This window comes from Thorsellia anophelis DSM 18579 (assembly GCF_900111395.1).
Taxonomy (GTDB): Bacteria; Pseudomonadota; Gammaproteobacteria; order Enterobacterales; family Thorselliaceae; genus Thorsellia; species Thorsellia anophelis.
This window is the reverse complement of record NZ_FOHV01000014.1, coordinates 1-16,870: the sequence shown is the minus strand read 5'-3', so window position 1 is coordinate 16,870 and position 16,870 is coordinate 1. Positions and strand designations below refer to the sequence as shown.

The 16,870-nt window shown below is 36.4% G+C and carries 12 protein-coding genes; all 12 read left to right on the top strand.

Annotated elements, in window-relative coordinates; all coding sequences use genetic code 11:
* The first annotated feature begins 1,111 nt into the window (after positions 1-1,111).
* The 12 genes from BMW37_RS09230 to BMW37_RS09175 all read left to right on the top strand — a co-directional run bounded on the left by BMW37_RS09230 (position 1,112) and on the right by BMW37_RS09175 (position 16,788).
* Positions 1,112-2,809, top strand: a complete 1,698-nt coding sequence (locus BMW37_RS09230; protein WP_245711053.1) for a ShlB/FhaC/HecB family hemolysin secretion/activation protein — start codon at positions 1,112-1,114, stop codon at positions 2,807-2,809.
* 88 nt (positions 2,810-2,897) lie between these two features.
* Positions 2,898-3,266 (top strand): ESPR-type extended signal peptide-containing protein, encoded by a 369-nt coding sequence (locus BMW37_RS09225; RefSeq protein ID WP_093320065.1) that lies wholly within the window; start codon positions 2,898-2,900, stop codon positions 3,264-3,266.
* 38 nt (positions 3,267-3,304) lie between these two features.
* A complete protein-coding gene (locus BMW37_RS09220) occupies positions 3,305-10,255 on the top strand; it encodes a hemagglutinin repeat-containing protein (RefSeq protein WP_093320062.1) in 6,951 nt (2,316 codons plus the stop codon).
* The gene (locus tag BMW37_RS09215; protein WP_093320059.1) at positions 10,233-11,273 is read left to right on the top strand and encodes a hypothetical protein; all 1,041 of its coding nucleotides are present in this window, start codon (positions 10,233-10,235) and stop codon (positions 11,271-11,273) included. The genes BMW37_RS09220 and BMW37_RS09215 overlap by 23 nt, the downstream gene beginning before the upstream one ends.
* Before the next feature lie 99 nt (positions 11,274-11,372).
* Entirely contained in the window at positions 11,373-11,888 is a 516-nt protein-coding gene (locus BMW37_RS09210) for a DUF2247 family protein (protein ID WP_093320056.1), read from the top strand.
* A 215-nt stretch (positions 11,889-12,103) separates the two neighbouring features.
* Positions 12,104-12,487 (top strand): hemagglutinin repeat-containing protein, encoded by a 384-nt coding sequence (locus BMW37_RS15960; protein ID WP_093320244.1) that lies wholly within the window; start codon positions 12,104-12,106, stop codon positions 12,485-12,487.
* Positions 12,474-12,662 (top strand): hypothetical protein, encoded by a 189-nt coding sequence (locus BMW37_RS14940; protein ID WP_143047628.1) that lies wholly within the window; start codon positions 12,474-12,476, stop codon positions 12,660-12,662. Before BMW37_RS15960 ends, BMW37_RS14940 begins: the two co-directional genes overlap by 14 nt.
* A 193-nt stretch (positions 12,663-12,855) precedes the next feature.
* Positions 12,856-13,215: a hypothetical protein gene (locus BMW37_RS09200; RefSeq protein ID WP_093320053.1), complete on the top strand. Its 360-nt coding sequence runs from the start codon at positions 12,856-12,858 to the stop codon at positions 13,213-13,215.
* Positions 13,212-13,700 carry a hypothetical protein gene (locus BMW37_RS09195; RefSeq protein ID WP_093320051.1) on the top strand — a complete coding sequence of 163 codons (489 nt, stop codon included), beginning with the start codon at positions 13,212-13,214 and terminating at the stop codon, positions 13,698-13,700. The genes BMW37_RS09200 and BMW37_RS09195 overlap by 4 nt, the downstream gene beginning before the upstream one ends.
* A gap of 457 nt (positions 13,701-14,157) precedes the next feature.
* Entirely contained in the window at positions 14,158-14,556 is a 399-nt protein-coding gene (locus tag BMW37_RS09185; protein ID WP_093320046.1) for a hypothetical protein, read from the top strand.
* Positions 14,557-14,923: 367 nt separating this feature from the next.
* Positions 14,924-16,084, top strand: a complete 1,161-nt coding sequence (locus BMW37_RS09180) for an SEL1-like repeat protein (protein ID WP_093320043.1) — start codon at positions 14,924-14,926, stop codon at positions 16,082-16,084.
* Between the two features lie 218 nt (positions 16,085-16,302).
* Positions 16,303-16,788: a DUF2247 family protein gene (locus BMW37_RS09175; protein ID WP_093320040.1), complete on the top strand. Its 486-nt coding sequence runs from the start codon at positions 16,303-16,305 to the stop codon at positions 16,786-16,788.
* Positions 16,789-16,870: the final 82 nt, after the last annotated feature.

Here is a 16,870-nt window from a genome sequence, read left to right as displayed (position 1 = left end):
TACAAATATTATAACAAACTTACAAACAGTAATAAATAAGTATGGCAACTATTTAGTAGCGTAGTAAACAAGACATGTATTCTTATGATACATTCGACTTATACGATAAAAAGATCTAATATACATTCTTTTTCGGATGTTACTTGGCCTTTTACTGTGTCTAATAGTAATATTCTATAATCGATCAGTTAATTATATAAATGCACTCTTTATCGTTGATAAGCAAATTTCCTTTATGTTATGTCGTATTCTAGATCTTATTTATCAATAGCTATTTTACTAATTATTTATAATTATCATAATAGGTGTTAGTTATTTTAAATTAATTTTTATTTTTATTTTTATAATATTTTTAATTATTTCAGTTATGCAAATAATATCTTATTAAAAAGTTAATGCGATATATAGCTTGGTTTATAAAAAATTAGATTGATAATTAAATAACTCTGAAAGATATATGTAATGCATGTTTGTTTAAATTAAATTTATTACGTTTAATAGGTGATTAAACTAAGGTTGCATGATGATTATTAAGCTATGATTCGATTTTATAGTAACTTAAATAGCTGATATTTAATTGACTTTAAATTATATTAATGTAATGAATTAGATTCTATTTATTTGGTGATTGTTTGAATAATGAAAGGTGAGTGTTGTTTTTTTATTAAACTATTGGTAATTATGTTACTGGTTATATAATTTTCTTTTAAATTTATATTTTAGTTTGTAATTGAAGTATTGTGTTGGTTTTTTTAAATAAGCAATATGAATAACACTTATATAAATGTACCTGTAATTTATTTTTAAAACTTAAATATATATAACTTAAATAATTCATAAAATAAAGTGGAGAATTTATTTGCTTTGTTGTATTATATTTTTATGTGAATTTTTCATTTAATTATTTAATTATTTAATTATTTAATTATTTAATTATTTAATTGTTATATTTTTTGTGTGATTATGTTTTTATATTAAAATTGTTTAATGTTTCTTTTAAGAGGTTATAAGTGCCTTGATTTAAGTTGCGTAACCCATTTCTTGTGAAAATATATTATCTTATTTATATCTTATTTTTTGAAAAGTTGTTTATTTGCTTAATGGGGTTACAGTGTTATCCATTTGTTCTAAATCTTTTGTTTTATTTTTATGCGTATTCTTTGTTTATTCTATTGATGCCGTAGAATTGAATGTAAATGGAAATGAAATTATTAAACAACAACAAATTATTCAACAGCAGAGGCAGGAAGCAAGGCAGGCAGCGCTTGCTCAAGAATTGCCGTCTGTGCGATTTGATGCTAGCACAGGAATAGCGTCTTCTTCAGATTATCCAACTGAGGATATCTGTTTTGTCATTAATCAAATTGTAATTGAAGATAAGGAATCGCTTCCACAAGCTATTCCACTTAATTTCGTGAAAGAATCAGCGCAAGGATTATGCTTAGGTGGAATAGGCATTAGTCAGTTAGTTAGTAACTTACAAAATTTAATCATTGATAGAGGGTACGTTACCACTCGTATCGTTGCACCGGAGCAAGATTTAACCACAGGTATTTTAACGCTCAAAATTATCCCAGGTAAAGTTCGTCAAGTCTATTTTGAAGAAGGCAGTGCTAAATATGCATTTTTATGGACAGCAATGCCAGCAAGGTCTGGCGATTTATTGGATTTACGAAAAATAGAACAGGGTTTAGAAAACCTACAGCGTCTTTCGACAGTCCAAGCTGAGATGGAAATTGTGCCAACCGAAAATCAAGGTGAGAGTGATATCGTCATAAAACGTCATCAGAAGAAATTCTGGCGTGTTGCTTTGTCTCTTGATAACTCAGGTTCAAAATCAACAGGCACCTATCAAGGGAGCGCAACCTTATATGTTGATAACCCATTGGCACTCAGTGATTTAGCATATGTTTCTTGGAATAATGACGTACATGGTAAAAGTTCACAAGGAACTCAAAACCTAACAGGGCATTATTCTTTACCATTTGGTGATACTTTGTTCTCCTTTACAGGTAGTCGATATAACTACCATCAAACCGTAGCAGGGCTGACAACTGATTATGTTTATAGTGGAGACAATAATAGTTTAAACCTTCAAGTGGCTCATATGCTGCACAGAGCCGCATCGCATAAAACGACCGTTAGTTACGACATTAATTATCGCAGCACCAAAAACTATATTGATGATACTGAAATAGAGGTTCAGAGAAGACGCACTTCCGCCTGGAAATTAGGATTACAGCACAAACACTATTTCGAAAATTTCACGTTAAATGGTGGGATCAGTTATCAACGAGGAACACGTTGGTTTGGTGCAAAGCCAGCACCAGAAGAGTTGTTTGATGAGGGTACAGCGCTTGCAAAAATTTGGCGATTCGATGCGGGACTTTCTTTACCGTTTAAGATTCAAAACGATCAATTTAGTTTTTCACTACAACATCAACAGCAGATTGCTGTCAATCGGTTAACTTCACAAGATCAATTTTCCATCGGTAGTCGCTATAGCGTCAGAGGATTTGATGGTGAACGGACGTTAAGTGCGGATAATGGGTGGTTTACCCGTGGTGAATTCTCTTGGCACGCACCAACAGGCTCTTATCAAGTTTACTTAGCAACTGATTATGGCGTAGTAACTGGTCCTGATACAGAGTTTTTATTAGGTACCCATTTAGCAGGTGGAGCACTTGGCATAAGAGGCAGCAGGCAAAATTTTGGTTATGACTTCTATATGGGGCATCCATTGTCTAAACCAGAAGGGTTCATCACGGATGATTTAATGTTTGCTTTTAATTTGAATTATGAATTCTAGCAAATCAATATCGATTATTTAAATTTAAAAGAATAATACATCTTAAATATATCTTAATGCATATTAAAACAGAGAAAGGTAATTACAAATGAACAAACTTCGTTATCGCGTGATCTTCAATCAAGCTTTAGGTGTAATGACGGCAGTCTCTGAGCTAGCCAAAATCCATCAACCGAATAAAGATGATGCGGTGATAGAGGGCGTTAACACCATATCAAGTGTATTTAACTTGCAAAAGTTAGTTTGGTTGACCAGTCTGGTACTTGGTAATATCCTTTGGGTATCGTCTGTGGATGCGAATATTGTTGCTGATGCGAATGCACCTGGTAACCAAAGACCCATCATCATTGAGAGTGCTAATGGTACCCCTCAAGTTAACATACACACCCCTAGCGCCTCAGGCGTTTCACACAATAAATATTCCCAGTTTGACGTTAATCAAAAGGGGTTATTCTAAATAATGGTCGCAAACCCAGTCAAACTGAGCTAGGTGGAATGGTAGATGCCAATCCATACCTTGCAACAGGTGAAGCACGAATTATTTTGAATGAAGTGAACAGTAAGAATCCTAGTCATTTAAATGGGTTTGTTGAAGTAGCGGGCAAAAAAGCCCAAGTCATTATCGCCAATCCAGCCGGCGTAACTTGTGAGGGATGTGGATTTATTAATAGCCACCGAGCAACCCTAACCACCGGGAATGTCGTAGTTGAAAATGGCGCAGTGACGGGCTATCAGGTGAGTGATGGTAAAATTGTCGTTCAAGGAGCAGGACTTGATAGCTCTCGGCAGGATAAAACTGATTTAATCTCAAGGGCGGTTGAAGTCAATGGGGATGTCTGGGCGAATGAACTAACCGTGACGACTGGGCAAAACCAAATCGATGCAGATAACATGACCGTTATCCAAAATGCCGTACAAAGTGAAGTGAATAGACCTACCGTAGCGATAGATGTCTCCGACTTAGGAGGCATGTATGCTGGTAAAATCCGTTTAGTAGGTACCGAACACGGAGTTGGCGTCAAAAATACCGGGAAAATAGGCGCTTCAGCCAGTAACATTACCATTACCGCTGATGGTAAACTCGTTAATACCGGCGCAATACAAGCGAAAGGCGATGTCTCATTGACCTCACATAGCAACCATATCGATAATAGTGGTCAACTTTATGCAGAAGGCAATATTGAGTTAACGTCGAGCGCATTGACTAACCAAGGTAACATTGAAAGTCATAAAAATACCTCAGTGAATACCCGTATACTCAATAATACCGGTGACATACAAAATAAAGGTACCCTGAACGTTAATGCGAATATCGTCAACAACACAGGCACCCTCTATGCCGAAAATACGGTAGCAGTGGCTGCGCAGGAAATAGACAATACCGGTCTCGTTGCAGCCAAAGGTGACATTACGCTCAGTGGTCAAAGCCTAACTAATTCAGGGGAGATGGTTGCCAATCAGCAGCTTCACATTAAGGCGAAGCAGCGCGTTGATAACATAGGTGAACTTGCCGCAGGTAACAACCTTGAAATTGAAACCACATACCTAACGAGCCCAGGGAAAGTCCAATCCGAAGGAAATATGGCGGTGACATTAGGTAGCGGCTATGAACATACCGGTACCATGATTGCTAACGGAACACTTAACCTGAGCTCGACCGGCACCATTGATAATTTGGGGACATTTTGGGCCGCTAAGCAGGCCAACATTAATGCTCTATCATTTAATAATCATTTAGTTGGCGAAGTGACAGCAGGTTGGGCTAATCTGAATCTCACCGACACCCTGACTAACCGAGGACTCATAGATGGACTCACCACCACCATTCAAACCGAATTATTAAGTAACATAGGCACAGGAAGAATCTATGGTGATATCATCGCATTTAAAACACATACCTTACAAAATCTCAGTGAAGCAGATAAAAGCGCAACACTAGCCGCGCGAGAACTTTTGAATATTGGTACTACCATACTCGTCAATGACTGGCATAGTTTAATTTACAGTGGAGGTGATTTAGCAATCGGCGGTACCTTAACCGATGATTATGAAGTCAGTGGCGCCGCATCGATTGTTGAAAATAGCAGTGCACGCATTGAATCCCTCAATGACATGTATATTAATAGTGACTACCTGCTAAATAAGAATGCTCAATTAATTATCACACAAGAAGAGACTAGTCGTACAGTTCACCATAAAGCAGGGTTATGGGGAAGCCCGACCGTATACGATTATAATGAAATAAAACCCTGTAATGATAAATATGACGTAACACACATCACAGTTCCTACCGGCACTAAAAGCAATGATTGGCAAGAACTCTATTTTACCCGAGTATTTGTTGATGACGTCATACAAGAAACTAACCCAGGAGAAATCATAGCCGGCGGTAATTTAGTCATCGATGCAAAAAAAATAGATAACCTAGATAGCCATATCTTAGCAGGTAAATCCTTACTCGTGGATGCGGTTGAACTCAATAATTTTGAAACCATCGGCATCAGACGCATCAGTGAAAAGGGAAGTGGCACTCATTGGTTTTCCAATGTAGAACATGGTTTTTTGCAAAATAGGACTTATCAGGATTCAAATGGTTTTAGCATCAATAATTACCAAGAAGTGAATATTGATTTAGAACTAACCGAATATAAAGCCAATCAAGCTATTACACACACCGCTAATATCAGTGAAAGCACGGTAAATGGCATTAACACCACTTTGCCATCACTGACATTACCGACAAATAGCCTATATCAAATTAACCCCAATGGCAAAGCAGACTATTTAATAGAAACCGACCCACGCTTTACCGATCAAAAAAAATGGTTAGGCTCTGATTACATGCTCAAAGCGTTTAATAGCAATCATAGCAATCAGCATAAACGACTGGGTGATGGATATTACGAGCAAAAACTCGTAAAAGACCAAATCATAAGCCTGACAGGTAATCGTTATCTAGGTGACTACACTAATGATGAAGAACAATATAAAGCCTTAATGGATGCAGGCCTAGCCGCTGCAGAAAAATTCAACCTTACCCCAGGTATAGCACTTTCAGCCGAGCAAGTTGCTAGCCTGACAACCGATATCGTTTGGTTAGTCACCCAAAACGTAACCTTGCCAGATGGTACAACACAAGAAGTGTTAGTTCCTCAAGTGTATGCAAAAGTACAACCAGAAGATTTAACCAATGCAGGTGCCTTGCTCAGCGCTAAAAACATGCAGTTAGATCTCAAAGATGATTTAAATAATAGCGGGAGAATACAAACACAACAGACCTTGTTAGTGAATGCAAATAACATTAATAACAACGCAGGGAAACTGAGTGGTAAAGAAATCGGACTGACAGCAAAACAAGACATTAATAACATAGGTGGAAGCATAGTAGCAGCCGATACATTGATAGCAAAAGCAGGCGGTGATATTAATGTGATCACCACTACCGCTAATAACACTGGCATTACCCCAACCAATGGCGCAGAACGAACCGTTATCAACCAAATCGGACAAATGGGTGTCACTGGCAATGAAGGCGTATTAGTATTAGATGCAGGGAACGACCTTACCCTGACCGCTGCAAACATCGTCAATCAAGGCGAAGACAGCCAAACCCAACTTAAAGCCGGTAATAACCTCACCCTTAATACCGTACAAACGAAAAATAAAGAACAAGTCGGTGATGGAGATAACTATTGGCGCCAAGAGAGCACCACAGATGTAGGCACCCAAATATACGCGGCAGGTGACCTTAATATCATTGCAGGTAATGATATTGACAGTATCGCAGCTAATGTTACTGCAGATAAAGCCTTGAATGTTCAAGCTGGCAATGACCTAACCATACGAGAAGGTATTGCGACCGAGACCCTAGATTCACAGACTAAAGCGTCTAATAAAGGACTGCTTTCTAGCTCAACTACAACTACCCGAACACAAATTGATAACCAAACCAGTATAGGCAGCCAATTTAATGGAGGCACCATTAGCCTAAGTGCAGGTCAAGATTTAACCGTTCAAGGTAGCGATATCATTGCAGATGAAACCCTTAGCCTAAAAGCCGGAAAAGATGTCAATATCACTACCGCAAAAGAGCAGTATTATACCCAAACCACTACCGAAACCAAAAGGTCCGGATTAATGAGTGGTGGCGGCCTCGGCGTCTTTATTGGTAAAAAAAGTCAAAAAAATGACGATAGCAGTCGTGATGGCGTAGAGGTTGGCAGCACAATTGGTAGCCTCAATGGGGATGTATTAATCCAAGCAGGCAATAAAGCCACCATACATGGCTCAGAAGTCATCGCAGGTGGTGATATCAATGCGCTAGCCAAAAGTATCGATATCACAGCCGCCGCCAATACCCATGATGAAAAACATGTTACTGAAACCAAAAGCTCTGGGTTCACAGTCAGTCTTGGTGGCTCAGTTGGCAGCGCTATCAGTAGCGCAGTTAGTAACGCTACACAAATCAGCAAAAACAACAGTGACCGTAAAAATGCATTACTTGGTGTCAGTAGCGCCTTATCTGGCGCACAAGCAGCTCAAGACTATCGATTGGCGAAAGCACAAAATAATACATCCAGTACAGTTGGCATCAACCTAAGCTATGGCACCCAATCCACACGCTCAGAGCAAACCCTCAATCAAGTTAACCATACTGGTAGTAACTTAACCGCAGGGGGTGATATTAATCTTGTCGCAACTGAACAAGACATCTTAGTACAAGGTAGCACCCTAGATGCCACAAATAACCTGACCCTAGATGCAAAGCGTGACATTTTATTACAAGCAGCAAAGGATACCTCAAAACTAGATGGTAAAAATGAGAGTAAAGGTGGCAGCCTAGGCGTGACCTACAACGGTGGTTTTGGGGTGAATGCCGGCTTTAATAAAGGCAAAGGCAGTGAAAACGGCAATGGCGTGACCAATATCGGCAGCGAACTGAATGCTGGTAACCTCATCACACTCAATAGTGGCCGAGACACCCACATTATAGGCAGTCAAGTTAAAGGGGATGGTGTCACATTAAACGTAGGCAATGATTTACGGATAGAAAGCTTACAGGATACAGATAACTATCACAGCAAACAAACTGACTTCAGCGCAAATATCAGCGTGGGTACTGGCAGTATGGGTGGGGGTATCAGTGCCAGCAAAACCCAAATGGACAGTGACTATGCAAGCGTTCAAGAGCAAGCAGGGATTTTTGCTGGTACAAAAGGCGTTGATATTGAAGTTGGAAATAATACTCACCTCAAAGGGGGAATTATCGCAAGTGAAGGAGAGCATAACACCCTAAGCACTGGCACTCTCACCTTTGAGGACATCAAAAATAAAGCCGAATTTGACGTTTCAAGTAGTGGTATCGGAATAAATGGCAATCTTAACCTTGGTGAGTCAGCACAGCAAAATGGCCTAGGGGGATTCAGTACCCCTGGTGCAACCCATAGCAATCATAGTGGCAACTCAGAGAGTGAAACCAAAGCTACCATTGGCGGTAATATTGACATTACTCTCAAAGATAAAGATAAACAGACACAAGACATCGCCACATTAAATCGTGATACCAATAATGCACATCAATCATTAGAGACCATCTTTGATAAAGATAAAGAACAATCAAGATTAGATGAACAACAACTGATGGCAGATATCGGCAATCAACTGAGCAATCTTGTTCGTACAGAAGGACAAATACGCGCAGAGAAAGCGAAGAGTGATGAAAATGCCTTGAAACAAGCCGAGAAAGAACTCCTTGCAGAAGGTAAAGAACCCTCAAAACAAGAGATAGAACAAAGAGCTCAAAACAATGCACAGCGCGATTGGGGAACAGGTGGGAAATATCAACAAGTAACCCAAGCCCTCACCGGTGCTCTGCAAGGCGCATTGGGGGGCGATATCACCAAAGCCCTTGCTAATGGCAGTGCACCCTACCTAGCAGAAGCCATTAAGAAAGCCACCACCAATCCAGATGGAAGCATTAACCTTGAGGCTAATCTTGGTGCGCATGCCATCTTAGGTGCATTACTCAGTCACGCAAATGGCAATAATGCATTTGCAGGTGGGTTAAGTACGCTATCAGCAAAAGTTGCGGCGCAATTAGTAAAAGAGCAACTTTATGGAAATAAACCTTTTGAGGATTTGACTGAAGCGGAACGTCAAAACATTTCAGCATTGTCGCAAATTGCAGCAGGTTTAGCAGGCGGATTAGCAGCTGGTAGCTCTAGCGATGCTGCTCAAGGAGCACTTGTTGGTAAGAATGCAGTCGAAAATAATTATCTGACACAAATGCAAGCTGAGGAATTTATAAGTAATTATGAGGGGATTTGTTTTACTGATGCATGTAAAATCCGTAGAGATGAATTAATTAAAAAATATAGTGAAATCAGTCTAGAACAAGATGTTGATTTAGTTTCAGTATGTGAAGAAAAACCAGATTCTAGTGCTTGTACTGCAGCATTAAAAGATGCGATTGCTTATAATGGTGGTATTAATGATAAAATTATTGATGCGAGAGATTTATTAGGTGACCGTTTTTATTCGAGTAATAACACACTAAATATTTTATACAATGGACAAGATGCAAAAGCGTTAATCAGTGAGAGAGTAGAGAGTATTGATAATCGTGCTGATTTTTTTGGAATGAATGACTATTATTTTGACGAATTAGGCATCCCCATTAAATGGTATGGGGAAGCAGAAAAAGTCAGCCGTGCTTGTTTAACTGGGTTGGGAGCAACAGGCTGCGGTTCTGAATATACATTTGAATTATATGATTGGGCTTTAGATGCCGACTTGGATGCATGGCGTGCAGAAGCTGGGAAAAAAATAATGGAAGGCGGATTTAATAATTTTAGCAATCTGTATAATCTCAGCAATGGAAATTATGATAATGTTAATCTAAGTGTACTAAATTTTGATGATTCTGGTAAGGTGAATTCAGTAAAATTAAATTTATATACTTTATTCTCAAATAACCCTGATGTTTATTCAATGATTTGGAATGTTGATCAGTTAATAAGTGAGCAAAAAATGTTGCAACCAGTACATGAAAAATATATTCCAAATAACTCTAATTTCCCACCGCTTGGTGAATTGGGTACATACGCTACAGGTAACTTCCCTGATTATGTGGAAGGTATCCATATGAACCCTTATTCGGATTCTGCAGAAATCAACATGCTTAATTTTATACAATACATGTTGTCAACAAAAGATGAAAAGCAGCCTTCCAATAATTCAAATACTACAGAATTAGCAAAACTAGTCAGTTATCTTAAGGATATGCCTCTTAATGTGACCATTCTTGAACTTCCTACACTTCAATCCAAAATCCAATTGAAATTAAAAAATTTTGGAGAACACTCGGTTAATATTATGGATTGTAATAGCAGGGTGCAACATGGACTTAATGGAATGAAAATTGATGGGGAATATAGTTGTGATTGATATAAACGAAAGAAAACAGTTCTATTTATTTATACTGCTTAGCATTATTTTAAGTTCGGCTGTGTATACACATTTAGCCAGTTTATATAGTTTGCTTATGGAATTTAGAGTTCTTAGGCTATTTCTTCCTAGGTTTCCTAGTGAAATTTCAATTTCAAAAGCCTCAGAGTACGGTGTTGGCGTGATTGTAATATTACCTTTTTCTTTGCCTTTTTTGATTGCAGGATTAACCTTTAAATATTTAAAAGAAAAAGATAAATATAAGCAACAAATTAAAATTTTGAAAATTAGTTGTACTAGTTTTGTATTGTGGAGAGCGTTACTTCACATATTTAATTACCCACATCAAAATGTTGTTGTAGATGTGTTGCAGTTTTTGTATTTTTTTGTCATGTTATTATTTTTTATAAATATATTGCAGAAAGAAAAATATGCTCCACATTATATAATAAAAAAAATTGATAATTTTAATTTCAAACTATATGCATTCCTATTTTTTATATTTTGTCCAATATATCTAGGACCTGCAATGATGCACATATTTATGTTTGAAATTCATATAGATGATAAAGATGGGGGAAGGGATTTATTAGGTATTTTTCCTGTTTCGATAATGCTGTATGTAATTGGTTTGATTGGGGCTATTGTTTTTATGCCTGCAACAATAGCAACTAGCATATTTTATATGCTCACGACTAAAATTCATAGATATATTCAAAATGTTTTATGCAGTTTGGTCGGGTTCATAACTTGTGCAGCTATAACGGATTACTCTGATCTTGTAAGTTATTTCAAGGGCGAATTGAATATTTTGGAGTTCATTAAGGCAGTTGAGCCATTAAGCTACATGGGGTTTTTAGGCGGTTTTATAGTCGCTGCAGGCTTAAATTACTATAGAAAAATTCCTGCGAATATAGCATTAATTAATCTTATCATAGCGTATATATTGCTTATGCTTATTCTACCCTATTTATATATCGTTAAATTGCAAATTGCTTTTTATTATCAATTGAATTAACGCGAATGTGTACAAGTAGCTTTCCTTTTTATGTGGAAGATATCCATATGAACCCTCATCCAGATCCTGCAGAAATCAATATAAAAATGAGAATATCAAATGAAATACGAGATAGTGAAAAAATATATTTTTTTAGAGTGGACAGATATTCATTGGGGCTATAAACACAAGTTAATAGGGTGGAGAGATGTAGTTAATTATGCCTCTGATAGTTTATTAGAAGGTAATAATATAAATGAATTAATTGCCGAAATATCGTTTATTGATAAAAGTACAGTATTCAAATTAGATTCTTTATTAGATCAACTTGATATAAAACTTGAGAATTATGATGTCGGTAAGTGGTTGTATATTGAGCTTAAATATATTTTCGATAATCGTGCATCAATCTCAGACCCATTTGGGGACGTAGAAAAAATATATGCTGAATTTGACTATCCAGAAGAGATTGAGTCCTTTGTTAGGTATATGCCTGTAATGGATAAAACGTCTATAAATAATTCCCATGAAGAAAATATTATTCAACTCTATAAGAATTGGGAAAAGTATTTATATAAAGCTGGTACAAAATACCAAAAGTATGCTCACAATTGTGTGTTGACCTATATAGTGTAGGATAGATGTCACAAAGATGCTCATGTACTTTTCTAAATAAAAAGGGGCAATGATGACTAAATAAACATTTTCAGCCGAATTTAAAAGTAATGCTATGAAGCTAGTTCAATCAAAAGGCGTTCTCAGTTTAAATGAGATTGCAATCAAGTTAAATATTTTCATTAGTCCGCTATACTCGTGAACGATGAAGATGCCTGATATTAAAAGATTGAGAGATTAGAATATTTAGTATTAAATTAGCAGCAGTAGATGCCAAACGCGACATTTTATTACAAGTAGCAAAAGATACCTCAAATCTAGATGATAAAAATGGGAGTAAAGGGGGGAGTCTAGGCCTAACCAATATTGCTAGCGAACTCAATGCTGGTAACCTCATCACACTTAATAGTGGCCGAGACACCCAAATCATAGGCACTCAAGTTAAAGGGGATGGTGTAACATTAAACGTAGGCAATGATTTACGGATAGAAAGTTTACAGCATACAGATAACTATTACAGCAAACAAACTGACTTCAGCGAAAATGTCAGCGTGGGTACTGGCAGTATGAGTATCAGTCACAGCAAAACAAAAATAGACAGTGACTATGCAAACGTCTAATAACAAGCTGGTATCTATACTGAAGTTACTTCGAGTTACAGGGGTAGATATTATTCCGATTGTCATTCTGTGGGTATTGAGTAATGCTAAAACCTATATCTTGATTTCTATTGAGTATATGCATGAACAAAAGGCAAACTTAATTATGGTAAAACAGCACAGCAATATTGCCTAGGGGGATTAAGTACCCCTTGTGCAACCCATAGCAATCATAGTAACAACACAGAGAGTTAAACCAAAGCTACGATTAGCGGTAATATTGATATTACTCTCAAAGATAAACATACACAAGACATCGACAAATTAAATCGTGATACCAACAGCGCACATCAATAATTAGAGATTGTACTGTTCAACTAAGGTGGATATTGCAGGAAAATTTAGACCTATTTAATGATAAAAATTGGAAACAACCACTGCAAGTATGGCATAGCGATGCTGGAAATGCGCTAATGTACGTTGGTTTTGATAACTTTCAAAATCTGTATAACGGTATCTATTCTAATGCAATGGAGTGGGATATTAATCAATTAAGAAGTGAACAAACCATGTTACAGTATATTCATATGACACATTTAAGAGAACAACCTCTTTTCAATTGGGCAGGAGAACTTCTCACAGGTGCTTTGAATGATGGAAATAGTGTTAATTTAATGGACTACAAAAGTCGCTTCAATTTTGGCTGTTATAAGATGGGGTATTCAGAATCAGATGGGTTCAGACCATGAAAATAACGAACTCAACATCTATCACAATTTTTGCAATGAGCCCTTTTTTTACAGGATTAGCATTAGTTCTTATCTTTGCACCATATGACTCCAATTCATTTGAAAAAATAAATTATTTACCTGCATTAATGGGTGTAATAGGTTTAGTGGGTTTAATTTTCTTTTGTATTCCTGCAACTATTGTTGGAGTAATATACGTCGGAACCCAAAAGAAGCATTATGTCATTCAAGAGTTAATATGCGGCATTTCTGGGGTTTTAGTTTGTGTGTTATGGCTGTTACCAGGTTGGTGGTTGGACGTATCGAGATATGGAGTAAGTTACATAGTAAGCTCAGCAACATATCCTTTTTATATCATGGGCGGAATTACAGTGCTTGTTGTCGGTAGAGTACTTAATTTTATAAAGCATAGTGAAATGAGAAAGATGAATCTCAAAAATAAAGAGAACACAAATGGCGTTATAGAAAATATAGACTCGAAATGAAATGATAAAAACTTTGTGAAACTGTGAAATGAAAATTACACAAACAAAAGACTTGGCAAAAGGCGGTAGGTTTCGACCTGACGAAACTGAAAAATTTGTCATGCAAAGTTTAATGACTGATTTCAGACCATAAGTAAGTTAGCTCAATCGTAAAGAAGTGCCATATGGTACACCAGGAAGTACAAGACCAGATTATTGTAGCTCCGAAATATGTATTGAAGTAAAAAATTATGATTTGAACCTGAATGTCAATGGGTTAAGGAATAAACTTTCAGAGCAGGCAACGGCGAGGCAGCAGCACCTTCTTGAAAACATAAAGCAGCAAGTGCTTTTAGATACCAGAGGGCAGACTGTCTCGAAAGCACAACTAAAAAAAATGCTGATTTGATTGCGCAAAAATCAAATAGGATAATTAAAAATGACGATATACAGTTTTTATAATATAGGAGATACTTAAATGAGCAATGCTGGTTTTGCTGGTGGTTGTAGATTACTTGCTATAGGAACAATTGAGGAAATGGAGAGTTTTTTTAAGGCTCTTTATGCTGCGGTGCCTGACGACTGTATTTATTTAATTGATGATTTATATTACCGTTATATTAAATTTGAGGACATAAAGAAATTTGAACCACTTATTCAATCATTAAAATTAAAGTTTGATAATCGATATGAAAATTATATCAATAAATTACTCATAGCGATTGATATTTCGGAACATGATTACACAAAATATCAAATACTTGCACCTACAAGGGTCGTTAATGCAAATATTTTTAAATATACAATGTTGAAAGAAATCCCCTTAGAGGAAATTGATAAAATGACTAACAACGATATACCATATTGGAAACGTTAGTTAATCTGTATCATTTAAATATTAATTTGAAATTATTGCACAGGTTTTAGTATTGTGCTTTTATGATAATCAGTATGATAAACTGTACCTGCAACATGACGAAAGTTGAGTCTATACTCAATGGAAATCAAGATGCAGGTTTTAGTATTACTTTACGCCCGCTGAATGGCAAGCGGAGTAATTTCTGCCCCTGCAATTTGAAGTAACTTCAGTATAATTTACAGCGTATTTGTATTATTTTAACTATCTGACATATTAGCCTTGTCATAGCTTGAATGACTTGTTGGAAAAAGCATTCAAACAATTGACACTCTAAATTTATTTTAACCTAATCCTAAATTGGTTATAATTGCTTAATAGGTATCAAATGAAATTTATAAAGACGTATATTGATAAAATTCAAAGTAGTTTTAAATCTAGTAAAAATTCTGATGAAATCATGTTTAAAGATGAAAATTTCCTGTCTTTAACTCCGGAAGAACACTATAACTTAGCGCTTTCATTTGCACAAAACCCTCAAGATTTAAGTCAGTATAAAAAAGCACTTGCACATTATACCCAAGCGGCATTGCATGGGCATGAATACGCACAATTTAATTTAGCGTTAATTTATTTTTCAAAGGAAGATAAACACTACGATATAGAAAAAGCCATAAAGTATTTTTTGATGGCAGCAGAGCAGGGTAATGAAAAAGCACAATTTCAATTAGGCGTCATTTATTCCTCAGGAGAACATTACCCACCTGATTATGCAAAATCGAGAGCGTATTACGAATCATCTATTGAAAAAGAACATCCAGAAGCATTATTTAATTTGGGTTTGATGTATTTTTATGGTCATGGTGTCGTAATTGATGAAGCAAAAGCACATGAATATTTTGAACGTTCAGCATTGTACAACATGCCTGGCGCTCTTTATATGTGCGCAGAAACTTTTTTTCGGGGACGAGTGGTCCCTAGAGACATCCCTAAAGCTATTGAGTATTATGAAGCAGCCGCTGAACTTGGTAATGCGAGTGCACAAAATATGTTAGGCGTTATCTATATGCATGGTGAGGGGGTTCCTACAGACATGCGTAAAGCTGAGGAGTACCTTGTAGCTTCAGCTGCACAAGGGGATGTGGAATCAATGTTTATCCTTGGTGTTTTTTATGAAAGAGGATATTTAGGCAGTAATGATTATTTCAAAGCTAAATATTACTATGAACTCGCTGCATGTCAAGGTCATGTTGTCGCGCATTATAATCTTGGGTGTATGTTTACTTCAGGGTTAGGTGTTGAGCAAGATTTTGAAAAAGCGTGCCGTTATTATGAGTTTGCTGCAGCGCGTAATAATGCAAGCTCATGTTTTAATTTAGCAATCATTTATGAGTATGGTGATGGCGGGGTTGAGATAGATTTGTTAAAAGCTGAACAATTATACCAAACTGCTTGTGAAAATGGAAATCAAGATGCTTGCAAATGTTATAAACGACTCTCGTTAACTAGGTTAAACAAGTTAAAGCGATCTAATCAAAAAAAGGTTTAAATGTTGACGCGTGAATAATTAATTAGGCTTCGATGTATGCAAGACGACATATGATGAACTATTGCATACATGATTAATTGACTCGCATTTAATACATTCTCAATGTTAAAAAAATAGTACACTTATAGATTTGAATTGATAGCAGATCCTATACTAGGAGGTGTAAGCCATCGTATGTTTGTACCAAATTGGCTAATAAATAGGATCCCATCTAAGCCATGGTAAATAAAATATTTAATGAGCTTAAAAAGTTCAAAATAGTTGACTGGGAAGTGCTCTATTTAGGCTGTAAAAGTTTCCCTATAGGGACATTCTCACCAAATAATATTAGTGACTTTGCATGTAGACAGTTAGCTGTTATGGAGTTGAATGATGCATCTTTTATTTCAGTTTCTGAATTGTCTTTTTGTACAGAAATAAACGATGAGGTTATTGTTACAATTAGTGAACTTTGTGATTTGAACAATATTGATTTAACTCTTTCAAAGAAAAAGTGGGTTGTATTTGCCATAAAAGAATTAATAAATCATTTACCAGACGATAGTTTGTATGGACCATTGGCTCTAAATGATTTTTGGAATAAATGGGGTGAACCCAATAATAGTCCAAATATAATTCAAGGTGTTAGTAATACAATGACTCCAAACGATAGATGTCAAGCAACCTGTCCGTTTTTTCACTGCTATTTGCCTTATTTTCTTTAACTGGGTTAAATACTATTTCATCTTCATAATCCCAGTCTCTTGTATCTCGAGTATTCCAACGCTCTGGAAAGGTTAATTTAGC